This window comes from uncultured Prevotella sp., from assembly GCF_946407605.1.
Classification (GTDB): Bacteria; Bacteroidota; Bacteroidia; order Bacteroidales; family Bacteroidaceae; genus Prevotella.
In genome coordinates this window covers 21,908-43,350 of sequence record NZ_CAMJOS010000030.1, presented here as the reverse complement: position 1 = coordinate 43,350, position 21,443 = coordinate 21,908, and the positions used below count along the sequence as shown (strand labels likewise).

The 21,443-nt window shown below is 51.0% G+C and carries 19 protein-coding genes; 9 read left to right on the top strand and 10 right to left on the bottom strand.

Translation table 11 applies throughout. From position 1 onward, the window contains the following. Positions 1-196: 196 nt before the first annotated feature. On the top strand, positions 197-310 hold the full coding sequence (locus Q0R57_RS11680) for a smalltalk protein (RefSeq protein WP_294745044.1): 114 nt from the start codon (positions 197-199) through the stop codon (positions 308-310). A 222-nt stretch (positions 311-532) separates the two neighbouring features. After that, complete coding sequence (locus tag Q0R57_RS14765) at positions 533-688, top strand: hypothetical protein (protein ID WP_366516858.1); 156 nt, start codon at positions 533-535, stop codon at positions 686-688. A 55-nt stretch (positions 689-743) separates the two neighbouring features. Here the strand turns inward: Q0R57_RS14765 and Q0R57_RS11675 are convergent, their stop codons facing one another. Genes Q0R57_RS11675 through Q0R57_RS11655 form a run of 5 tightly spaced genes read right to left on the bottom strand, consistent with a single transcriptional unit; the run spans position 744 to position 7,825 of the window. Next, positions 744-2,501, bottom strand: a complete 1,758-nt coding sequence (locus Q0R57_RS11675; RefSeq protein ID WP_294747799.1) for a leucine-rich repeat domain-containing protein — start codon at positions 2,499-2,501, stop codon at positions 744-746. Positions 2,502-2,517: 16 nt separating this feature from the next. After that, on the bottom strand, positions 2,518-3,999 hold the full coding sequence (locus Q0R57_RS11670) for a family 10 glycosylhydrolase (RefSeq protein ID WP_294747796.1): 1,482 nt from the start codon (positions 3,997-3,999) through the stop codon (positions 2,518-2,520). 3 nt (positions 4,000-4,002) lie between these two features. Further along, a complete protein-coding gene (locus Q0R57_RS11665) occupies positions 4,003-6,843 on the bottom strand; it encodes a homocysteine S-methyltransferase family protein (RefSeq protein ID WP_294747793.1) in 2,841 nt (946 codons plus the stop codon). Further along, the gene (smpB, locus tag Q0R57_RS11660) at positions 6,840-7,322 is read right to left on the bottom strand and encodes an SsrA-binding protein SmpB (protein ID WP_294747790.1); all 483 of its coding nucleotides are present in this window, start codon (positions 7,320-7,322) and stop codon (positions 6,840-6,842) included. Before smpB ends, Q0R57_RS11665 begins: the two co-directional genes overlap by 4 nt. Continuing rightward, a complete protein-coding gene (locus Q0R57_RS11655; protein ID WP_294747788.1) occupies positions 7,319-7,825 on the bottom strand; it encodes a DMP19 family protein in 507 nt (168 codons plus the stop codon). Before Q0R57_RS11655 ends, smpB begins: the two co-directional genes overlap by 4 nt. A 226-nt stretch (positions 7,826-8,051) precedes the next feature. On the opposite strand from Q0R57_RS11655, the gene Q0R57_RS11650 reads away from it, so the two are divergent. The 7 genes from Q0R57_RS11650 (at position 8,052) to Q0R57_RS11620 (ending at position 16,201) form a co-directional block, all read left to right on the top strand. Then, on the top strand, positions 8,052-9,227 hold the full coding sequence (locus Q0R57_RS11650) for an aldose epimerase family protein (protein WP_294747785.1): 1,176 nt from the start codon (positions 8,052-8,054) through the stop codon (positions 9,225-9,227). 23 nt (positions 9,228-9,250) lie between these two features. Continuing rightward, positions 9,251-10,720 carry a D-xylose transporter XylE gene (gene xylE / locus Q0R57_RS11645; RefSeq protein WP_294747782.1) on the top strand — a complete coding sequence of 490 codons (1,470 nt, stop codon included), beginning with the start codon at positions 9,251-9,253 and terminating at the stop codon, positions 10,718-10,720. Positions 10,721-10,749: 29 nt separating this feature from the next. Further along, the gene (locus Q0R57_RS11640) at positions 10,750-12,429 is read left to right on the top strand and encodes a sodium:solute symporter (protein WP_294747780.1); all 1,680 of its coding nucleotides are present in this window, start codon (positions 10,750-10,752) and stop codon (positions 12,427-12,429) included. Between the two features lie 14 nt (positions 12,430-12,443). Next, a complete protein-coding gene (locus tag Q0R57_RS11635) occupies positions 12,444-13,118 on the top strand; it encodes an NUDIX domain-containing protein (RefSeq protein ID WP_294747777.1) in 675 nt (224 codons plus the stop codon). 5 nt (positions 13,119-13,123) lie between these two features. Next, on the top strand, positions 13,124-13,834 hold the full coding sequence (locus tag Q0R57_RS11630) for an L-ribulose-5-phosphate 4-epimerase (protein ID WP_294747773.1): 711 nt from the start codon (positions 13,124-13,126) through the stop codon (positions 13,832-13,834). Positions 13,835-13,862: 28 nt separating this feature from the next. After that, the gene (gene araA / locus Q0R57_RS11625) at positions 13,863-15,401 is read left to right on the top strand and encodes an L-arabinose isomerase (RefSeq protein WP_294747770.1); all 1,539 of its coding nucleotides are present in this window, start codon (positions 13,863-13,865) and stop codon (positions 15,399-15,401) included. A gap of 248 nt (positions 15,402-15,649) precedes the next feature. After that, entirely contained in the window at positions 15,650-16,201 is a 552-nt protein-coding gene (locus tag Q0R57_RS11620; RefSeq protein WP_294747766.1) for an outer membrane beta-barrel protein, read from the top strand. A gap of 73 nt (positions 16,202-16,274) precedes the next feature. Here Q0R57_RS11620 and Q0R57_RS11615 read toward each other — a convergent pair whose 3' ends face one another. The 5 genes from Q0R57_RS11615 to Q0R57_RS11595 are packed head-to-tail and all read right to left on the bottom strand — an operon-like array spanning position 16,275 to position 21,440. Continuing rightward, a complete protein-coding gene (locus Q0R57_RS11615) occupies positions 16,275-16,943 on the bottom strand; it encodes an SGNH/GDSL hydrolase family protein (protein WP_294747763.1) in 669 nt (222 codons plus the stop codon). A gap of 39 nt (positions 16,944-16,982) precedes the next feature. Next, positions 16,983-18,134, bottom strand: coding sequence for a sodium ion-translocating decarboxylase subunit beta (locus Q0R57_RS11610; RefSeq protein WP_294747761.1), 1,152 nt, complete (start codon positions 18,132-18,134; stop codon positions 16,983-16,985). 40 nt (positions 18,135-18,174) lie between these two features. Then, a complete protein-coding gene (locus tag Q0R57_RS11605; RefSeq protein ID WP_294747758.1) occupies positions 18,175-18,621 on the bottom strand; it encodes a biotin/lipoyl-containing protein in 447 nt (148 codons plus the stop codon). Positions 18,622-18,656: 35 nt separating this feature from the next. Further along, positions 18,657-19,685, bottom strand: coding sequence for an OadG family transporter subunit (locus Q0R57_RS11600; protein ID WP_294747755.1), 1,029 nt, complete (start codon positions 19,683-19,685; stop codon positions 18,657-18,659). A 36-nt stretch (positions 19,686-19,721) separates the two neighbouring features. After that, entirely contained in the window at positions 19,722-21,440 is a 1,719-nt protein-coding gene (locus Q0R57_RS11595; protein ID WP_294747753.1) for a putative transporter, read from the bottom strand. Positions 21,441-21,443 lie beyond the last annotated feature (3 nt).

The following is a 21,443-nucleotide window of genomic DNA, read 5'->3' as shown; positions in this document are numbered from 1 at the left end:
GTGAGCAGACTAGACCGTAGGTCAAAGAGAATAGACCAAGGGGCCCCGAAGGGGTTAAATAACCTAGCATAGGGGCTTGCCCCTATGATTAAAGGGGCCCCACCCGCCCACCTATATCCAATAACCATTCTTGGACGAGCCAAGCGGCGAAGCCGAGCGACCATGAATCATGAACCATTAAAAAATTTAGTAAGCTATGAAGAAAGAAAGTTGGAAGACCATTATTCAGGTGATTGTGAGCATCCTCACAGCAGCGCTAACTGCGCTGGGTACAACCTCTTGCATGGGGCATGGACCTATTGCAATGTAAGAGGGAAACAGAAATGAAGTGCATCAGAAATGGTGCACTTCATTTTTTTATAAGAAACGAATTAGAATAATTAGCCATAATTATAATAATGTATATGTATTGTCACCCCCTCAAAAATAACATCAAAAATAAAAATACTCCTCCTTTTATTTGTTATAAGCGAAATTTTCTATATCTTTGCAGAAAAATATAACTTAAGTAAAACCTAAAACGAAAGAAATTATGACTAAATGGGAATACTCTCGTGTTTTTATTAATAGCGAACAAGAAGACGGTATAGACGTGCTTAATCGCCATGGTTATGATGGTTGGGAACTTGTAAGTGTTATAGAACAGTACTCCGGTTGTTATGCATGTTACTTCAAGAGGCCAATGTAAAATATAATGTACCCGGATTCTTAAGTCACACAGATAGCACAGATAGCACAGATTTCTACTTCACCACTGTCTTGCGACCTCCGTGGATATAGAGTCCCTTCTTCGTGGGCTTGCCTTGGAGCTTGCGTCCATCGAGGCTATGCCAGGAGTCGATGGAATTGAGAATCGAGAATTGAGAATTTAGAATTGAGAATTTAGAATTGAGAATTCCGGTTTCGTCTAATTCCACGATTTCCTTGAACTCATACCAATAATCGGCGTTGAGATAGGCTTGCTTGGCGCTCTTAAGCACATAGAGCGTGGCGTGCATTCGGTTGGAGAACACATCGCGGGTAATGGCGACTGGCGTAGGATTAAGAACGGTGACGGAGGTAAGATGAGTACAGCTGAAGAAGGCATAGTTGCCAATGGCGGTGACGCTGTGGGGGATGGTGACGGAGGTGAGGGCGAAACATTTCCAGAAAGCGCCCTCGCCTATGCTATCAACGCCATGAGGGATGTCGATGGAGGAAAGACCATAACAGCCGCAGAAAGCTTCCTCGCCGATGATCCTCACGCTATTGGGGATGGTGACGGAGGTGAGACCATAACAGCCCCAGAAGGCGTAACTGCCAATGGTGGTCACGCCGTCAGGGATGGTGACGGAGGTAAGGGCGGCGCAATCCTGGAACAGATGGTCGCCAATAGTGGTAATGCCATTGGGGATGGTGACGGAAGCGAGGGCGGCGCAGCCATCGAAAACGCCAACGCCAAGATGCGTCACGCTATTGGGGACGACAGCGGAGGCAAGGCTATAACTGCCTGAGAAGGCCCAGTCGCCAATGCTCGTCACGCTGCTGGGTATGGTGACGGAGGTGAGACCTGCGCAATAGCCGAAGGCCCACTCGCCAATGGTGGTCACGCCGTCGGGGATGGCGATAGAGGTGAGGTCTGTGCAATAGCCGAAAGCCCAGTCGCTGATGCTGGTCACGCCGCTGGGGATAGTGGTGTTCTTGCAACCAGTCATCAACTTATTGCTGCCCGTGAGGATGATGGCATTACAATCATCGCGGGAGTCGTATCTCGTATTACCCGCCGTCACCTGGATAGAAGCCAGGCCGGAGCAATGCAGGAACGCCCATTCACCAATATTCATGACGCTTTGGGGAATGGTGAGCGAGGTAAGACCAGTACACCAGGTGAAGGCACTATTGCCAATATTGGTGACACCCTCGGGGATGGTGATGGAGGCAAGGTCGGCGCAATAGCCGAAGGCCCAGTCGTCGATAATGGTCACGTCGCTGGGGATAATGGTTTCCTTACATCCCTTAATCAACTTATTGCTGGCCGTGAGGATGATGGCATTACAATCATTGCGCGAGTCGTAACGCTCATTCCCCTGCTCCACCGCTATCGAGGTAAGACGTTCGCAATGCAGGAACGCCAGATAGCCAATGTTCACCACGCTGGCGGGGATGGTGATAGAGGCGAGGGTGTCGCAATGCCAGAAGGCATAGTCGCCAATGGTGGTGACACTGTTGGGGATGGCGATAGAGGTGAGCTTAGAACAGCCATCGAACGCCTTGCTGCCAATAGCTGTCACCTTCAGGGTCTTGTTATCAAAGGTCACCTCCTCGGGGATGACGAGGTCGCCCGAGTATTTCCTTTCTTCGGAACTGATTCTTTCATCACAGAGCGTAACCGCCAACTCGGTACTATCATTTATAAAGTTGTAAAAGATAGTATCGCCATCAGCATTCCTTGCCTCAATATCGTAGGCGCTCGCTGCCAGAGGCAACAAGGTGGTTAATAGTAAAAGGATTAGTTTTTTCATAAGCTTTTATGATAGATCACAACTTGATAGTCTTCTTCACAGGCTTGCTCTCGTTTTGCAGGCGGTTGAGAGCGGTAACCACATAGACGTATTTCTGAGAACCGTCCTTATAGGGCAGCTTCATATACGTGTTGGAGGTCACGCCGACAATCTTAGAGGGGTTGTCGAGGTTGACACGCTCGCCCTTGTCGAAACGATAGACGACATAACTGGTGGCGACTTCGTTCCATTGCTTGCCACGAGGGGCTGTCCAGAACAGGATATAGCCGTCGCTGGTCCACACGGGCTTCACCTTGCGGGGCTTCTTGGTGGTCTTCTTGTCGATGAAGGGCATCTCGGGCTGCAGGGCGGGATAGCGCCAGTAGTTGTTGCGCAGCATGGTGCCGTAGTTGCCGGTATTGTCGACAGCGGCCTTAGCATACCACAGCACGGTGCCCTTGACATGCGGCATCTGCTGGTGAAGCTGGTGCTTGGCAGGCTGCTGGTTCTGGCTGGGGTTCTTGGGGTCGGTGGCCTTCACCGTGCGCTCAATGTCCTCGCCGATAAAGAGGGGACGACCGCCAGCATACTGGTCCCACCAGCGGATAAGGGTGTCGTAGTCGGCTGCCTTGTTGCCTATCTCCCAATAGATCTGAGGCACGCAGTAGTCGAGCCAGCCGTTGTTGACCCACAGCAGCACGTCGGCATAGAGGTCGTCGTAGTTCTGCAGGCCGTTGGTATTGCTGCCAATGGCCGAGCTCTTCTTGTTGCGATAGATGCCGAAGGGCGAGATGCCCACCTTGACCCAAGGCTTGGCGGCGTGGACGGTCTCGTAGAACTGCTTGATGAAGAGGTTGACGTTATAGCGGCGCCAGTCGCCACGATTCTGAATGCCGTTATTGTAAAGGCGGTACTGCTGGTCATCGGGGATGGTCTGTCCCGCTGCGGGATAGGGATAGAAATAGTCGTCCATGTGGATGCCGTCGACATCGTAGCGTGTGACGATATCCTTGGCCACAGCGCAGATATAGTCGCGGTTCTCGGGAATGCCGGGGTTGAGGATGAGCAGGTCGTCGTAGGTGAAGCAACGCTCAGGATGCTGGATGCCCACATGACTGGTGGCCAGCATGGTGGTGCCCTTGGTCTTGGCGCGATAGGGGTTGATCCATGCGTGCAGCTCCATGCCACGCTGGTGACATTGCTCAATCATCCATTGCAGAGGGTCCCAATAGGGCGACGGCGCCTTGCCCTGCTGTCCTGTGAGAAAACGGCTCCAGGGCTCAAGACTGCTCTGATAAAGGGCGTCGCACTCTGGACGCACCTGGAAGATGATGGCGTTGACACCATCTTTCTGCAGCTCGTCGAGCTGATACAGCAGGGTCTGCTGCATCTTCTGTGTTCCCATGCCCTGAAACTGTCCGTTGACGCATTGTATCCACGCGCCACGAAACTCTCTCTTAGGTTGTGCGCTGACGCTCATCGTCAGCAGCAAGGCTAATAATAAAAACAGTTTTCTCATATTCTAGTTATTCGTATTTTTCTTTCGTTTTCGGGCTTCTTCGAGCGACACCAGCTGGCGTTGCTCTTCTTGATAATGTTTGCGCATCTGCGCATATTCCTGACTAAGCTCCTCGGAGTAGAGAGCGGCGTCGGCCATGAGGCGCTGGGCCACCAACGGGTTCTGCGAGGCATCTTTCAGCCACACCACAGGACCGCCATAGACGGGCGCAATCTTCAGGGCCACATGCAGCTCGCTGGTGGTGGCACCGCCTATCATGATGGGGATATTGAGTCCGGCCTTCTCTAATTCTCGCGCTACGTTGACCATCTCCTCAAGACTGGGAGTGATGAGTCCTGAGAGCCCAATCATATCGACCTGCTCCTCACGTGCTTTCTGAACAATCTGCTCAGCAGGCACCATCACGCCGAGGTCGATGACCTGGTAACCGTTGCAGGCCATGACCACACCTACGATATTCTTGCCGATGTCGTGAACGTCGCCCTTGACGGTGGCCAGGAGGATTTTCTTGCCTGAAGAGCCAGATTGTGCGGTTTCATCGGTCTTACCGGCTTCTATGGCAGGCTGCAGAATCTCGACGGCCTGCTTCATGGTGCGTGCCGTCTTCACCACCTGCGGCAGGAACATCTTACCCTCGCCAAAACGACGGCCCACCTCGTTCATGCCTGCCATCAAGGGACCCTCGATAATATCGACAGCACGGGGGTATTTCTCAAGGGCTTCATGGAGGTCGGCCTCGAGGTTGGTACCTATTCCTTTAATCAGAGCCTCCTGCAGTCGCTCCTCGAGACTAAGCACTCTGATTTCGCCCGTTTCATCGGTCTTCTGGGTAGTATCTTCCAGTTCCATAAGCTGGTCGGCAGACTCAGGGTGGCGGTTCAGAACAACATCCTCAATAAGTTGAAGCTGTTCTTTCGGAATATCATCATAAGTAACTTTCGATGAAGGATTTACAATACCGAAGTCCATGCCTTTCTGAATGGCATGATAGAGGAAAACGGCATGCATGGCCTCGCGCAGATAGTTGTTGCCTCGGAACGAGAACGACAGGTTGCTGACGCCTCCGCTGACATGAGCGCCAGGCAGGTTCGTGCGAATCCATTCGGTGGCTCGGATAAAGTCGAGGGCATAGGCATTATGTTCCTCCATACCCGTGGCGATGGCAAGCACGTTAGGGTCGAAAATGATATCCTGTGGTGGGAAGCCCACCTGCTCGGTCAGCAGCTTATAGGCACGCTGCGCAATCTCGATGCGACGCTCGTAGGTAGTGGCCTGTCCCTGTTCATCGAAACACATCACCACTACGGCAGCACCCATGCGCAGCACGTCGCGAGCATGACTAAGGAACACCTCCTCGCCCTCTTTCAGCGAGATGCTGTTGACGATGCTCTTGCCCTGCACGCACTTCAGTCCTGCCATGATGACATCCCACTTGCTGGAGTCGATCATCACTGGCACACGGGCTATCTCGGGCTCTGAGGCGATGAGGTTGAGGAACGTCACCATCTCGGCCTTGGCATCGAGCAGACCATCGTCCATATTGATGTCGATGACCAATGCGCCATCATCCACCTGTTTGCGGGCTATCTGCAGCGCCTCCTCGTAGTTGCGCTCCTTGATGAGTCGCAGGAACTTGCGCGAGCCAGACACGTTGCAGCGTTCGCCTATATTGGTGAAGGGTGAAGGGTGAAGGGTGAAAGGTGATTGGTGAAGGGTGAAGGGTGAAGGGTGAAGGCTGCGATTAAGCGAGAGCAATGACAAACTCGTTTGGTCATTGTCGAGCGTGAGCAGACTAGACCGTAGGTCAAGGGTGAAGGGAGATTTGATCTCTAATAAGTCGAGGCCGCTCAACAGCATGCTTTCAGACTTCGGCGCTGGCTGGTGAGGCTGCTTGCCTACCGTCAGCGGCACATATTTTGCGATGAAATCGGGCGTTGTGCCACAGCAACCACCCACGACATTCACCAGTCCTTCGTCGATGAATTCGGCAATTTGCGGCGCCATCGTCTCAGGCGTCTCGTCGTAGAGTCCTAACGAGTTGGGCAGTCCGGCATTGGGATGAGCGCTGATATAATAGGGGGCCCTGCGGGCCAGCTCTTTCAGGTAGGGTTTCATCTGACGGGCTCCGAACGAGCAGTTCAGGCCGATGCTGAAGATGGGGAACGACGACACGCTGGCCAGGAAGGCATCGAGGGTCTGACCACTCAGCGTGCGACCAGCAGCATCGCTGATGGTAACACTCAGCATGATGGGAATATCGCGCTCACCACGGGCATGGACGGCTGCATCGACAGCTACCTTCGCGTTGAGCGAGTCGAAGATGGTCTCGATGAGGATGACATCCACCCCACCCTCTATCAGGCCTTCCATCTGCTCGAGATAGGCGTCGTAGAGCTCGTCGTAGGTCAGCTCGCGGCGGGCAGGGTCTGACACGTCGGGCGACATAGAACAGGTCTTATTGGTGGGGCCCACAGAACCTGCCACAAAACGTGGACGGTCGGGTGTGGAATAGCGGTCGGCAGCCTCGCGAGCCATTCGGGCCGAGGCGATGTTCATCTGCTTGGCAAAGTCCTGAAGATGATAGTCGGCCTGCGAGATGCGCTGAGCATTGAATGTGTTGGTAGAGATAATGTCGGCACCAGCCTTCAGATAGCGTTCGAAGATATCCTGAATCACATCAGGGCGCGTCAGGTTCAGGGCGTCGTTGTTGCCTTTCATCTGACCAGGCATATCTTCAAAAAGACCTTTCCTGAAGTCTTGTTCCTGAAGGCCATATTCCTGGATGACGGTGCCCATGGCACCATCCAACACTAGTACTCGTTTTTGTATTTCGTTGCGTATCATTTGTAAACCTTCATGGCGCGATCCATCTCGCGGCGGTCTTCTTTTTCCTTCAACGTCTGACGCTTGTCGAAAGCTTTCTTACCCTTGCAAAGCGCCAAATCCATCTTGGCTCGCCCGTTTTCATCGATAAAAACCAGCGTTGGAACGATGGTGTAGCCCGTCTGCTTCGTGGCACTCTCCAGACGGTTGATCTCGCGACGGGTGAGCAGCAGCTTACGGTCTCGCTTCTGTTCGTGGTTGTTGTACGAGCCGTAGAAATAAGGACTGATGCTCATGCCCTTGACCCACAACTCGCCACGGATAATGGTGCAGTAGGTATCGACCAGCGAAGCCTTGCCGGCACGGATAGACTTTATCTCTGTACCCGTGAGCACGAGGCCTGCCGTGAACTCCTCGATGAAGAAGTATTCGAACGACGCCTTCTTGTTTTTTATCTGTACGGGACTCTTCTTACGGAGCTCCTCTTGCTGTTTGTTCATTCTATTACTGCAAATTTTTCAATGTTGTTGTCCACATAACGGGCTATCTGCTCCGTCCATTGCTCTTCGTTCTCAACGAACATATCGTCGTAGTCGTCGAACTGCGGATACTGCTCGAAGAGTGCCATGAAAGCCTCATCAGAGCATTCGGCCTCAAGCGCCTCACGATGTTCGAGCCACAGGGTGTGAACCTCGTAGAGCATCTTGGAGAGGTCGCGCATGTGCCATAATTTGTTCAAAGCCTTGGCAAAGGGATTCTTGAAGATAAAGGGGCCATACCCATTGTGTATCAGCTGGATAAAACCACCATCCATCACCTCCTGATGCAACGTATCCCAGCAGAGCAGCGTCATCTGGTCGGCATTCAATTCCTGCATCGTCTCGGCTGTCGGCTCACCACCCACAGCCTGGCGAAGGGCGTCGATAAACACCTGAAGGAAGGCGTCCATACCCTCCATCGCAGCACGGCTCAATTCACTATCTTTGACTACAATCTGTTTCATACGCCTGCAAAGGTACAACTTATTTTTCATTCCACCAAATGTTGATAGCGTTGACATGCATTTTTTCTACTCAGCAAGACAACGAAAGGCCTCTTTTGTGTTAAAATTACACCTTAACGCAAAATACTTATTAATTAATTTGGTAGTTTCAGGGAAAAGTTGTAACTTTACACCCAAATTTCGAAGCAATAACTAAAAGTTTAATTTTTTAACCCAAAAAACTACAATGAAAGCATTAAAAGCATCTTTCTTGGGACTGAGTGCCATGATGGCATTCACAATGATGTCGTGCGACCCCATGCCTGCCGCACAAGAATTAACGGCTTCGGGCCTTAACCCTGCCAAGTTTGACACTGTTGTCAATGGTGACACCGTGAAGCTCTACACGCTGAAAGGCGACAAGGGCATGGAGGTTTGCATCACCAATTACGGCGGACGCGTGGTATCGCTGATGGTACCCGACAAGAACGACTCGCTGGTTGACGTCGTTCTGGGCTTCGACAACATTGCCCAGTACATGGAGAAGACTACCGACTACGGCTCAAGCGTAGGACGCTATGCCAACCGCATCAACATGGGTCGCTTCGTGCTGAATGGCGACACCATACAGCTGAAGCAGAACGACAAGCACGACGGACGCGACCACTGTTTGCACGGTGGTGGCGATACAGGTTGGATGAACCAGGTTTACAAGGCCGAGCAGATTGACGATCAGACGCTGAAGCTGACCATCGTGGCCGAGGACGGCGAGAACGGATTCCCTGGCACCGTGACGGCTATTACCACTTATAAGATTGTCAACGGCAACACGCTCGACATCACCTGGGAGGCTGAGACCGACAAGCCAACCATCATCAACCAGACCAACCACAACTACTACAACCTCTCTGGCGACTTGGAGAACCCTGCTTACGACCAGGTACTCTATGTCAATGCAGACAGCTTCACCGAGAGCGACGAGAGCTACATGCCTACTGGCAAGATCCTCGCTGTTGAGGGTACTCCTATGGACTTCCGCACACCTCACGCTGTAGGCGACAGCATCCACTCTGAGTACTATCAGATTAAGAATGCTCACGGCTACGACCACAACTGGTGTCTGAACACCAACGGCGACGACACACAGGTTTGTGCTTCTCTCTATAGCCCCAAGACCGGCATCTTCATGGAGATGTTTACCAATGAGCCTGGTGTACAGGTTTACAGCGGCAACTTCCAGGGTGTTGACGGCGAGGAGAACGTGGTTCGCAAGTTGGGTAAGAAATATCCCCAGCACGTAAGCGTTTGTCTGGAGAGTCAGAAGTATCCCGACAGCCCCAACCATCCTGAGTGGGCAAGTCCTGTGCTGAATCCTGGTGAGAAGTACTACAGCCACGCTGCCTATAAGTTCTCAACGAAGTAATTGAAAGTTGACAGTTGACAATTATGGCACAGAACGAAAATGGTAGCAGAGGCTACTTGATAAGTATTGTCATGGTAGCAGTATTGGGCGGACTCCTGTTCGGTTACGATACTGCCGTCATCTCTGGAGCAGAAAAGGGACTCCAGGCGTTTTTCAAAACAGCAAATGATTTTGACTACACCGACGGTTGGCACGGTTTCACCTCTGCCTCGGCCCTCATCGGCTGTATCATCGGCTCGGCTCTCTCAGGCTTCCTCGCCACGAACCTCGGACGTAAGAAGTCACTGATCATCGCCGGTATTCTCTTCTTCATCTCAGCCCTCGGCTCGATGGATCCTGAGTTCTTGTTCTTTGAGTATGGACAGCCTTCTTATTCGCTGGCACTGATGTTCAACTTCTACCGTATCATCGGTGGTGTCGGCGTAGGTCTGGCTTCTGCCATCTGCCCGATGTATATCGGCGAGGTGGCTCCTTCTGGCATCCGTGGCATGCTGGTTTCTTGGAACCAATTTGCCATCATCTTTGGTCAGTTGGTGGTTTACTTCGTCAACTTCTTCATCCTAGGCGACCACATCCAACCAGCAGTAGAAGAAATGGGAAAGACTCTAGCCTCTCTTGATCCAAAAGCGGTATGGACAGTGGAAACCGGATGGCGCTATATGTTCGGTAGTGAGGCAGTGCCCGCAGGCCTCTTCGCCCTGCTTATCTGCTTCGTGCCCGAGACCCCACGCTATCTTGTATCAATTGGTCAGGACCAGAAGGCTCTGGGCATTCTGTCGAAAATCAACGGCAGCAGCAAGGCCCAGCAGATTCTGCAGGACATCAAGGACACCATGGTGGTGAAGACCGAGAAGCTGATGACCTATGGCTTCGTTTGCATCTTCGTAGGTATCATGCTGTCAGTATTCCAGCAGGCTGTGGGTATCAACGCCGTGCTGTACTACGCTCCGCGTATCTTTGGCGATATGGGTATGGACGATCCTATGATGCTGACCGTGTTTATGGGTATCATCAATATCTCGTTTACACTCGTGGCTGTATTCACCGTGGAGAAGTGGGGCCGCAAGCCGCTGCTTATCTCGGGTTCGCTGGGTATGGCGCTGGGTGCCATCGGCGTGGCTATCACCTTCGGTAACGACAGTCTGGCCTTAGTCACCGCTGCATCGCTGCTGATTTACTCTGCCTCGTTCATGTTCTCGTGGGGCCCCATCACCTGGGTGCTCATTGCCGAGATATTCCCCAACACCATTCGTGGCGGTGCTGTGGCTATCGCCGTGGCCTTCCAGTGGATTTTCAACTTCATCGTTTCTTCGACCTTCGTGCCTATGTTCAACATGCACCTCACCGACGGCGATGACTTCGGACACTGGTTCACCTATGGTCTCTACGGCCTCATCTGTCTGCTGGCTGCCCTCTTCGTATGGAAGATGGTGCCCGAGACCAAGGGTAAGACTTTGGAGGACATGACCAAGATGTGGAAAAACAGAAAGTAAAACAATAATAACTTAAAAAACTACTATTTATGGCATTTTTAGATTGGCTTGTCATTGGCGTATTTGCAATAGCGCTTATTGGCATTGTGCTGTGGGTTGTCAGTCAGAAGAACAACAACTCTGCAGACTATTTCTTGGGTGGTAAGGATGCAACATGGATTGCCATCGGTGCATCAATCTTCGCATCAAACATTGGTTCCGAGCACCTCATCGGACTCGCTGGCGCTGGTGCTTCGTCAGGTATGGCTATGGCCCACTGGGAGATTCAGGGTTGGATGATTCTGATTCTGGGTTGGGTGTTCGTACCTTTCTATACGCGTAGTATGGTTTACACCATGCCTGAGTTCCTGGAGCGTCGCTTCAACAAGGAGAGCCGCACCATTCTCTCTGTCATCTCACTCATCTCTTACGTGCTCACCAAGGTGGCTGTAACGGTTTATGCAGGTGGTCTGGTGTTCCAGCAGGTGTTTGGCATCGAAGAGCTGTGGGGCATCGACTTCTTCTGGATTGCCGCTATCGGCCTGGTGCTCATCACTGCCCTCTACACCATCTTCGGTGGTATGAAGAGCGTGCTCTACACCTCTGTGCTCCAGACTCCTATCCTGCTCCTCGGTTCACTCATCATCCTCGTGCTGGGCTTCAAGGCTCTGGGCGGATGGGATCAGATGATGTCTATCTGCGGTGCTGTTGACGCCAACGAGTATGGCGACAAGATGACCTCGCTCATCCGCGACAACCGCGACCCCAACTATCCTTGGCTGGGTGCCCTCATCGGTTCTGCCGTTATCGGTTTCTGGTATTGGTGTACCGACCAGTACATCGTTCAGCGTGTACTCTCTGGTAAGAACGAGAAAGAGGCTCGCCGTGGTACCATCTTCGGTGCTTATCTGAAGCTGCTGCCCGTGTTCCTATTCCTCATCCCCGGTATGATTGCATTCGCCATGAGCACCAAGGGTGTTACCCTGCCCAACGGCGAGGTATTCGTGCTTTCTACCCCCGACGCTGCCTTCCCCACCCTCGTGGCCAAGTTGCTGCCTGCTGGTGTAAAGGGTCTGGTGGTCTGCGGTATTCTGGCAGCCCTGATGTCTTCACTGGCATCTCTGTTCAACTCTTCAGCCATGCTGTTCACCATTGACTTCTGGAAGCGCCTCAAGCCCGAGACTCCCGAGAAGCAGTTGGTGCGCATCGGTCAGATTGCCACTGTTGTCATCGTGATCCTCGGCATCCTGTGGATTCCCATCATGCGCTCTGTAGGCAACGTGCTCTATAACTACCTGCAGGACGTTCAGTCTGTGCTTGCTCCTGGTATTGCCTCTGCCTTCCTGCTAGGTATCTGCTGGAAGCGTGCTTCTGCCAAGGGTGGTATGTGGGGCTTGCTCTCAGGTATCATTATCGGTCTCACCCGTCTGGGTGCCAAGGTGTACTACAGCAACGCCACCGACGCTGCCGACTCATGGTTCAAGGCTGTGTTCTATGACTTCAACTGGCTGTTCTTCTGCGGCGCCATGCTGGTTGTCTGCTGCTTGGTTGTCATCGTCGTGTCTCTCATCACCGAGGCTCCCGACGAGAAGAAGATCCAGGGCTTGGTATTCGGCACCTCTACGCCAGAACAGCGTGCTGCCACACGTGCCAGCTGGAACAAGTGGGATGTTATCCACACGGTTATCATCCTGGGCTTCACCGCCGCATTCTACTATTACTTCTGGTAATCCGTTAGAAGCAGATGACATACTATAAAGAATATTCGAAAGTCTGGGTGTCGGTCGACGTCATCATCTTCGGTTTCGATGAAGGAAAACTGAAGGTGCTCATCGGCCGACGCCAGATGGATCCCGGACGCGGAGAGTGGAGCCTCTACGGAGGCTTCGTCTCTGCCGACGAGAACATCGACGAGGCTGCTCAGCGCACACTGAAGAAGCTCACTGGACTTAACAACCTGTATATGCGACAGGTGGGAGCTTTTGGAAGCATTGACCGCGATCCTGGCGAACGCGTCATCTCGATTGCTTACTACGCTCTCATCAACGTCAAGGACTACGACGAGAAGCTGCGCGTGGAACATGGCGTAGAATGGATAGACATCAACAAGATTCCAACACTCTACTCCGACCACAACCTGATGATTGAGCAGGCTCTGCGCATCATGCGCCAGAAAATCAAGACTGCACCCATCAGCTTCCGTCTCTTGCCGTCGCTATTCACCTTAACCCAGCTGCAGCGCCTCTATGAAGCCGTTATCGGCGAGGAGGTTGACAAACGTAACTTCCGCAAGCGCATCAAGGAGATGGACTTCATCGAGAAGACCAACCTCATCGACAAGAAATCGTCGAAGCGCGGAGCGGCTCTCTATCGCTTCAATACGAAGGCATATAATGAAGACTCTAACTTTAAACTATAATCACTATGTTGGAAGAACTGAAACAAAAAGTATTCAAGGCCAATCTGGACCTTGTGAAGCAGGGGCTGGTCATCTTTACATGGGGTAACGTCTCTGGTATCGACCGTGAGAAGGGACTCGTCGTCATCAAGCCTTCAGGCGTGAGTTACGACGAGATGAAAGCCGAAGACATGGTTGTGGTGGATCTGGAAAGCGGTAAGGTGGTAGAGGGCGACCTGAACCCATCGAGCGACACACCCACACACCTTGTATTATATAAGGCCTTCCCCAACATCCAGGGCGTGGTTCATACCCACTCTACCTATGCCACCGCATTCGCTCAGGCTGGCAAGGACATCCCCAACATCGGCACCACTCATGCCGACTATTTCTATAAGGATATTCCTTGCACCCGCGATATGACCGAGGCCGAGGTAAAGGGTCAGTACGAGCTGGAAACGGGTAACGTCATCGTTGACGAGATCCTGAACATCCGCAAGATCAATCCTGACCATACTCCCGCTGTGCTGGTGAAGAACCATGGTCCATTCTCATGGGGAACGTCTCCTGACAACGCTGTGTACAACGCCAAGGTGATGGAGCAATGCGCCAAGATGGCCTTTGTGGCCTTCAGCGTCAATCCCAACCTGACGATGAACCCGCTCCTCATCGAGAAGCACTATATGCGTAAGCATGGTCCAAACGCTTACTATGGTCAGAAAGGCCAGAAGCACTAATACTAATCGCTAAAATAAATACACAATTATGAAAGCATTTGAGAATTTAGAAATTTGGTGGGTAACAGGTGCACAGCTTCTGTACGGAGGCGACGCCGTTGTTGCCGTTGATAGTCACTCTAAGGAGATGGTTGACGGTCTGAACAAGAGCGGTAACATCCCCGTGAAGATTGTATATAAAGGTACTGCCAACAGCTCGAAGGAAGTAGAACAGGTGATGCTGGCTGCCAACAGCGATGAGAAGTGCGTGGGTATCATTACCTGGATGCACACCTTCTCGCCTGCTAAGATGTGGATCAAGGGTCTGCAGAAACTGCAGAAGCCCCTACTCCACTTCCATACACAGTATAACGCTGAGATTCCCTGGGACACCATCGATATGGACTTCATGAACCTGAACCAGAGTGCCCATGGCGACATCGAGTTCGGACACATCTGCACTCGTATGCGCGTAGCTCGCAAGGTTGTTTGCGGCTACTGGAAGGATCAGGAGGCTCAGAAGAAGATTGCCGTTTGGGCTCGTGTGGCTGCTGGCGTGGCCGACGCTAAGAACGTTCGCTGTCTGATGTTCGGTATGAACATGAACAATGTGGCTGTAACTGATGGCGACCGTGTGGAGTTCGAACAGCGCCTCGGCTATCATGTAGATTACTACCCCGTATCATCTCTGATGGACTACTTCAAGAAGGTCACCGACGCTGAGGCAGACGCTTTGGTTGAGGAGTATAAGAAGCTTTACACCATCAAGATTGACGAGAGCGGCGAACAGGTTTACTGGGAGAAGGTGAAGAACGCTGCCAAGGCCGAGATTGCCCTGCGCCGCGTACTGAAGGATGAGGGCGCTACTGCCTTCACCACAAACTTTGACGACCTGGGCGATGCTGACATCGATGCACCCGACTTCTGTGGTTTCGACCAGATTCCTGGTCTGGCTTCACAGCGTCTGATGGAAGAGGGTTACGGCTTCGGCGCCGAGGGCGACTGGAAGACCGCCTGCCTCTATCGCACACTATGGGTTATCCAGCAGGGTATGCCTATCGGATGCTCGTTCCTCGAGGACTATACGCTGAACTTCGCTGGTACACAGTCGTCTTGCCTGCAGAGCCACATGCTCGAGATTTGTCCGCTGATTGCTACCGACAAGCCCAAGCTCGAGGTTCACTTCCTTGGCATCGGCATCCGCAAGCAGCAGACCGCCCGCCTCGTCTTCACCTCGAAGACAGGTCGTGGTATCAAGGCTACTGTTGTTGACCTTGGCAACCGCTTCCGCCTCATCTCTCAGGAAGTGGAGTGCATCGAGCCCAAGCCCATGCCTAAGTTGCCCGTAGCTTCTGCCCTGTGGATTCCTCAGCCTACATTCGAGATCGGTGCTGCCGCATGGATCCTGGCTGGTGGTACTCACCACTCTGCCTTCTCTTACGATATCAACGAGGAGTACTGGGAAGACTTCGCCGAGATGGTGGGCATCGAGTATGTCAAGATCAATAAGGACACTAAGACCTACGAGTTCAAACAGCAGTTGCAGAACAACGAAATGTACTACATGCTGAACAAGGCCCTGAAGTAATTTCGGATCGTAATTAATAAAATAAGGAGCACCCGACTTTCGGATGCTCCTTTCTTTTGCTTCATTTTCATTTTTAGCATTTTTTCTTATCATAAATCAAGGTATCAGGCCAAATAACGAAAAAACACGACAGAAAACCATTGTTGTATCCAAGGTTTTAAATACCTTTGCACCCGAAATCAATGAACCCCGCTAGGTTTCAGAATGAATCGAGACGGGAAATGTTAAACATTTAATTATAAATTACAATGAAAAAAATTTTAATGACTTTGGCAGCAGCTTTTGTTGCAGTTTCAATGAGTGCTCAGGTTTATGTTGGTGGTAGCTTAGGCTTCACATCATTCGACGACTCAAACAAGTCTCACAGCGCATTCAAGTTCATGCCTGAAGTTGGTTACAACCTCGATGAGAATATGTCACTTGGTGTTGCTCTCGGTTACAAACAGGGTAGCACATCACTGGCTTGGGAATTGAAGAACCCCAATGAGGATCTGAAGACCTTCTCAATTATGCCTTATCTCCGTTATAAATTCGTGAATTTCGGTCCTGTGACAGTATTTGCCGATGGTGCACTTGAGTATGAGCACATTGACGATAATGGTGCTAAGGCTAATGCTTTTGGTCTGGCCGTTCTGCCTGGTGTTGCTGTAAATCTGACAGAGAAGCTGAGCTTCGTGTCTCACGTTGGTCGTCTGGGCTATTCTCAAGCAAAGGCTGATGCTGATGGCGCAAAGGCTATCTCTACCTTCGGTCTGGATCTCGACAATTCTTTGAGTTTCGGTCTTTACTACAACTTCTAATAACTGATATTATTAAAAAGTTATGGGGTCGGAGTATTTCTCCGGCCCCATCTTCTTTTGTTCTTATGATAACTTACATGGCCTCTGCCACCTGTTTGGCTATTTGCTGCATGCCTTTGACAGAGGGATGACCTGCCATCTTGTCTATCTGTTGAAGCTCAATACACTTCACACCATAATGCTCACAGATAGTCTTGACCGATGTATTGATGTCAGCGCTAAGGCCATCGTTCAACAGGAAATAAATATCTGACTGGGCATAGTGTTCTTTCATCCAAGCCAGCATCTTGGCCATAGCGGGACGGAACGACCAGAGATCATCTGTCGTGATATCATCATACTTATATTCACCAATAGGTGAGTGTGCCCAGCTGTCGTTAGTAGCTCCAAAGATAAAGATAATATCCGGATTACCCAGATTTACCATGCGCTTAGTGAACGAGCGGTCACTATAGTCGTCTTTGTTATAGCCCGTATTGCAGATTGTAGAACCACTATAGGATTCGTTCATCTCCAACTTCCAGCCCTTATCAGCAATGAGTAGCGACCACCAGGTCTGCTCTACCCTATTGACATCGGTCTGATTAGGGTTATTCCTTTTGAAGTACCAAATGGCATTACCCTTGGGAATGGCTCCTTCAAAGGTAGAATACGAGTCGCCCAGGACTGACACAGACTTTGTTTGAGCTCCTGCCAACACGCAAACGAAAAGCAAGCAGAGCAACGAAAGCGTCTTCTTCATATTTCTAATAATTCCGACGATTAAAAACATGTATTATGCTTACGACAGGAAGCCCAACAGGGCACCAGCAGCCACAGCCGAACCGATGACACCAGCCACGTTAGGACCCATGGCGTGCATCAACAGGAAGTTATGGCGGTCGTACTCCAATCCAAGGTTGTTAGAGATGCGTGCAGCCATAGGCACAGCACTTACGCCGGCATTACCAATCAGCGGATTGAGCTTCTTATCCTTAGGCAAGAACAGGTTCATTATCTTAACGAAGCATACACCCGAGGCTGTAGCGATGGCAAAGGCAAAGGCGCCGATGGCAAAGATGAACACCGTATTCAGAGTCAGGAACTCAGAAGCCTGCGTAGAGCAACCCACGGTGAGACCTAACAGTACAACCACGATATCATTCAACGCGTTACCTGCAGTCTTGGCCAAGCGGGTGGTCTTACCACTCTCCTTCAACAGATTGCCAAAGAACAGCATGCCCAACAGAGGCAGCGCCGACGGCACGATGAAAGTGGTGATGAGCAATCCGATAATAGGGAACAGAATGCGCTCGGTCTGGCTGACCTGACGCGATGGCTTCATCTTGATGACACGCTCATTCTTGGTGGTGAGCAGACGCATAAGAGGAGGCTGAATCAGCGGCACTAGCGCCATATAGCTATAGGCACACACGGCGATGGCTCCCATGAGGTTAGGCGACAACTTGCTTGACAGGAAGATGGCGGTAGGACCGTCAGCACCACCGATGATAGCAATACCAGCAGCCTGATTAGGCTCAAAGCCCAATGCCAGCGCCAGCATATAGGCACCAAAGATGCCAAACTGAGCTGCAGCACCGATAAGCATCAACTTGGGGTTGGCCAGCAGTGCCGAGAAGTCTGTCATGGCTCCGATACCCAGGAAGATGAGTGGCGGATACCAGCCCTGACGTACACCCTGATAGAAGATATTAAGCACAGAGTTGTCTTCGTAAAGACCAATCTCCAAACCAGCATCAGCACGGAAAGGAATGTTACCGAGGATAATACCCAATCCTATAGGCACCAACAGCAGCGGCTCGAAGTCTTTCTTGATGGCAAGATAGATAAACACCGCTCCTACGACAATCATAATCAAGTTACCCACCGAGGCATTGGCAAAGCCCGTATAGGTGAGAAACTCGTTAAAGTTCTGAATAATGAAATCCCACATAGTAATTGTCAATTTTCAATTATCAACTACAATTATCCAATTACCCAATGGTGAGCAGGACGGAGCCTTCCATTACCGTCTCGCCCTGTTTCACTAAGATAGATGTGACCTGACCAGCAGTCTCGGCCTCGATGTTGTTCTGCATCTTCATAGCCTCGAGCACCAACACAGTATCGCCAACGTTGACTTGCTGACCAACCTGAACCTTCACCTCGGTGATGGTGCCAGGAAGTGGAGCCTTAACAGGAGTGCCTGCACCAGCTGCCTGGGCGGCAGGAGCCGGCTGGGCAGCGGGTTTCTGAGCGACAGGCTGAGGAGCCTGTACCTTGGGATTGTTCATGGTGGGGTGCTTGGCAGCATTGATAGGCTTCTGCAGCTCTACTTCAAAGGGAATACCATTAACGTTTACCTTTGCGATGTTGCCTTCTACTTCGGCGATTTCTACTTCGTAGTCAACGCCCTTAACTTTATATTGATACTTGTTCATTTCCTTTTAGGTTTTGAGGTTTTGATTATTGAGGATTATCTTAGCTCGGGCGTCGTGGGAATACGCGGAGCGTTATGGTCAGACGGCAGGAACGGATCGTGGAGATGAGTCATCTGACTGTACTCATCGTCCCAGCCTGTATCCTTTGGCTTGATGGTGATGATGCCACTTTCCACATCATGCACATCATCCTCGTACTGACGCAGAGCCATACCGATGACAGCCATATAGACCTCCATGTCGATGCCCTTCTTGTCGAGACCTTCCTGCAGGATATTGCTAGTCTTTCGACCAATCTCGGCAGTCATCTCTACCGTCTTTGTGATAGGCTTGATGGGCTGCGTGTTGGCCACTTTCTTGGCTGTGTCGATATGACGCATTACGATACCGAAAATAGTGAAGAAGATAGACAGCAAAGCCAAGCACAGGAATACGATACCCATTGCCATGATGGCCATAGCGAAGCCGTAGGGGTCGTTTTCCTTGAACTGATCAATCTTACGTGCCGTAGAGTTCGACTGAATCAGATTGTCGTGACCAGGGGTCACCTCGTCAGCACTCAGTTTCTTCCAAGTGTTGCCAAAACGGGCATAAGACTCATTGTCGGCCAACACAGGAACTGTGACAGAGTCAATCAGTTCAACACCATTACCATTGTAAAGCGCCACAAACACAGAGCCGGTGCTATCAACAGGTAGCGAGAGATACAACTTGCCCAAGGCAGGGTCAGAGTTGCAATGGAACAGCAGGAACTTTCTGGCTCCCAGATTAGTACGGTCATCGCCATTGGGGATAACCGTCATCAGGCTGATACGTTGGGGTGCCGTAAGCGACTCATCAAGCACCTGGCGGTTGGTGGTCAGATACATCCCTCTCACATTATACGTAGAGAAAGAGGTGTTGGCCAACTCCACCCAGGCCTCATGATGCCCATACTCATCCTGAATGCTCTGCGTATTGCGAGTCAGCACCTCGTTGATGACGATGTTACGGGCACCTTGTCCAAACACCGACATAGAACCAAGTACTGCCAGCGTACCGAGCAATAGTCTTAAGTTAGTCATATTGGTTAAAAATGTATTATTATATAAGTCTATTTGTTAGAACAACTGCCCGCAACAGAACAGCACTATGAGCTGAGCCGTCAGGATGCGCAGGAACATGGCAAACGGATAAACCGTTGAGTATCCCACAGCAGGGGCCTCCTTCGAGCAGATGCTGTTGGCATAGGCCAATGCAGGAGGATCGGTATAGGTACCTGCCAACATACCTGCAATAGTGAAGTAGTTGAACTTCATACGACGGGCAATGGGGCCTATTATCAAAATAGGTATAATGGTTATCAGGAAACCGGTGAACACATAAAGCACACCATCGCCTGTCATCACCGTGTCGAAGAAGTTGGCACCAGCCTTAATACCTACTGAAGCAAGGAACAGCACCAAACCAATCTCACGCAACATCATATTGGCTGAAGTTGTGGTATAGGTCACCAATTTCATCTTATAGCCATAACGGCCAATCAGGATGGCGATGATCAGCGGTCCACCGGCAATACCCAGTTTCATAAGCGGCATACCAGGGATGAAGGGCAGCGAACCAAAGATAATACCAATGATGATACCCACAAAGATGGTAGCAATGTTGGGGGCATCAAGGCGCTTGATACTGTTGCCCATCATATTGGCCACACGGTCCACATCGTCCTGAGGACCAACCACCATGATACGGTCGCCTACCTGCAAAGGCAGCGAGGGTGAAGCGAAGATATCCATACCATGACGGGTTACACGAGTAACGTTGACACCATAGACACTGGAGAAGTGCATATCGCCAAACGACTTACCATTGATTTTGGGATTAGTAACCAGCACGCGCTTCGACACGAGTGGCTGGTCCTGCTGTTCCCAGTTGACCTCGATAACCGGACCAATGAAAGCAACAATAGCTTCGTAGTCGGCTTCTGCACATACAATGTACATCTGGTCGCCAACATGAAAGATTGTATCACGATTGGGAATGCTTACATGGCCATCGTGCAGGATTCGCGAAACCACGAAATCACGATTCAGGAAGTTGTGCACCTGAAGCAGCGTCTTACCCTCCAGGTATTTGTTTGTCACCTCCAAATGCATATGGTGAGGCTTCTGATTAGCTTTAGCACCAGCCATTTCCTCTAAGGCAGCCTCCTCCTTCTCCAGTTTAACCCTACAGATATAGCGTACCAGAATGGTTGCACCGATAATGCCCAGCACACCAAGAGGATAAGCACAGGCATAAGCTGACGCAATCTGAGGTACTGGCAGCCCTTTCTGTCCAAACACAGAGTTCAGGGCTTCGTTGGCAGCACCAAGACCAGGGGTATTGGTCACAGCGCCATAAAGAGTACCCACCATCATAGGCAGGTCATTGACAGAATGCTTCTGATAGAAGAAGATGAAATAGCAGGCAAACATCACTACTATGTTGAGCACAATGGCCGAAGCTGCCAAACCATTCAACTTGATGCCAGCCTTGCCGAAACTCTCGAAGAAACCTGGACCTACCTGCAAACCTATCATAAAGACGAACAGTATCAGTCCGAAGTCCTGAATGAAAGTAAGTGTGGCACCAGGAGCAGCAAACTCCGACTCTGGGCAGTAAATCTTGTAGATATGACCTACAAGAATACCTGCGAAGAGCACGAAGGTGACACCCAGCGAGATGCCGAAAATCTTAATCTTGCCAAGATAGACGCCTACGGCAATCACAATGGCATAGATCAGCGCGATATGTGCGACAGAACTGGTGTTTGAGAAAAGACTAACAAACCATTCCATACT

What these genes read in the sequence shown, in the direction of transcription:
- Q0R57_RS11655 (WP_294747788.1), bottom strand. Translation starts at nt 7,825, where the DNA reads ATGAAACAGATTGTAGTCAAAGATAGTGAATTGAGCCGTGCTGCGATG.
- Q0R57_RS11665 (WP_294747793.1), bottom strand. Translation starts at nt 6,843, where the DNA reads ATGATACGCAACGAAATACAAAAACGAGTACTAGTGTTGGATGGTGCC.
- Q0R57_RS14765 (WP_366516858.1), top strand. Translation starts at nt 533, where the DNA reads ATGACTAAATGGGAATACTCTCGTGTTTTTATTAATAGCGAACAAGAA.
- Q0R57_RS11605 (WP_294747758.1), bottom strand. Translation starts at nt 18,621, where the DNA reads ATGAACAAGTATCAATATAAAGTTAAGGGCGTTGACTACGAAGTAGAA.
- Q0R57_RS11630 (WP_294747773.1), top strand. Translation starts at nt 13,124, where the DNA reads ATGTTGGAAGAACTGAAACAAAAAGTATTCAAGGCCAATCTGGACCTT.
- smpB (WP_294747790.1), bottom strand. Translation starts at nt 7,322, where the DNA reads ATGAACAAACAGCAAGAGGAGCTCCGTAAGAAGAGTCCCGTACAGATA.
- Q0R57_RS11650 (WP_294747785.1), top strand. Translation starts at nt 8,052, where the DNA reads ATGAAAGCATTAAAAGCATCTTTCTTGGGACTGAGTGCCATGATGGCA.
- Q0R57_RS11610 (WP_294747761.1), bottom strand. Translation starts at nt 18,134, where the DNA reads ATGTGGGATTTCATTATTCAGAACTTTAACGAGTTTCTCACCTATACG.
- Q0R57_RS11635 (WP_294747777.1), top strand. Translation starts at nt 12,444, where the DNA reads ATGACATACTATAAAGAATATTCGAAAGTCTGGGTGTCGGTCGACGTC.
- Q0R57_RS11615 (WP_294747763.1), bottom strand. Translation starts at nt 16,943, where the DNA reads ATGAAGAAGACGCTTTCGTTGCTCTGCTTGCTTTTCGTTTGCGTGTTG.
- Q0R57_RS11600 (WP_294747755.1), bottom strand. Translation starts at nt 19,685, where the DNA reads ATGACTAACTTAAGACTATTGCTCGGTACGCTGGCAGTACTTGGTTCT.
- xylE (WP_294747782.1), top strand. Translation starts at nt 9,251, where the DNA reads ATGGCACAGAACGAAAATGGTAGCAGAGGCTACTTGATAAGTATTGTC.
- Q0R57_RS11670 (WP_294747796.1), bottom strand. Translation starts at nt 3,999, where the DNA reads ATGAGAAAACTGTTTTTATTATTAGCCTTGCTGCTGACGATGAGCGTC.
- Q0R57_RS11675 (WP_294747799.1), bottom strand. Translation starts at nt 2,501, where the DNA reads ATGAAAAAACTAATCCTTTTACTATTAACCACCTTGTTGCCTCTGGCA.
- Q0R57_RS11680 (WP_294745044.1), top strand. Translation starts at nt 197, where the DNA reads ATGAAGAAAGAAAGTTGGAAGACCATTATTCAGGTGATTGTGAGCATC.
- Q0R57_RS11620 (WP_294747766.1), top strand. Translation starts at nt 15,650, where the DNA reads ATGAAAAAAATTTTAATGACTTTGGCAGCAGCTTTTGTTGCAGTTTCA.
- araA (WP_294747770.1), top strand. Translation starts at nt 13,863, where the DNA reads ATGAAAGCATTTGAGAATTTAGAAATTTGGTGGGTAACAGGTGCACAG.
- Q0R57_RS11595 (WP_294747753.1), bottom strand. Translation starts at nt 21,440, where the DNA reads ATGGAATGGTTTGTTAGTCTTTTCTCAAACACCAGTTCTGTCGCACAT.
- Q0R57_RS11640 (WP_294747780.1), top strand. Translation starts at nt 10,750, where the DNA reads ATGGCATTTTTAGATTGGCTTGTCATTGGCGTATTTGCAATAGCGCTT.